This is a genomic window from Neisseria sp. P0022.S010 (assembly GCF_051956635.1).
Genome location: NZ_JBQCXF010000885.1, coordinates 1 through 460, shown reverse-complemented (window position 1 = coordinate 460; position 460 = coordinate 1). Strand labels below are relative to the sequence as shown.

Sequence of the window (460 nt, the reverse complement as noted above, 5' to 3'; positions counted from 1 at the left end):
AATTTGATGACTAAGGATCAAGGCCGTCTGAACAGTTTTCAGACGGCCTTTACTGTGTTTAACCAAGCACTAATTAACTGCTAATTTTGTCATGTTTTAATACATCCATCGAAACCCGAATACACATTTTAAAAGGAAATCAAACATGAAAAAATTCTTATTGACCGTCATCGTTGCTTTGTCTGCTGCTACTGCCGGTGCCAGCGATTACATCGAACACAAAATCTACAGCGACAAAAACTTCGAGCAAAACCGTGCTAAAGCCGTAAGAATGTTGGAACAACGCGGCTATCAAGTTCACGATGTTGAAGCCGATAGCCGTCGAGGCCAGCCTGTATTGGATATCGAGGCTTTTAAAGATGGCCGTGAGTACGAAATTGTTTTGTCTTACCCTGATTTGAAAATTATTAAAGAACGCATCGATTATTAATATTTCGATATAAAGTGGATTGTCGCAGGG

Annotated in this window: 1 protein-coding gene; it reads left to right on the top strand. The window is 40.0% G+C overall.

Annotation, left to right across the window (positions count from 1 at the left end; all coding sequences use genetic code 11):
* Window positions 1-145: 145 nt before the first annotated feature.
* Window positions 146-430, top strand: a complete 285-nt coding sequence (locus ACTHUT_RS21925) for a PepSY domain-containing protein (protein ID WP_440419931.1) — start codon at window positions 146-148, stop codon at window positions 428-430.
* Window positions 431-460 lie beyond the last annotated feature (30 nt).

Excerpts from the sequence above, each read along its gene's own strand:
- ACTHUT_RS21925 (WP_440419931.1), top strand. The coding sequence starts at position 146 with ATGAAAAAATTCTTATTGACCGTCATCGTTGCTTTGTCTGCTGCTACT.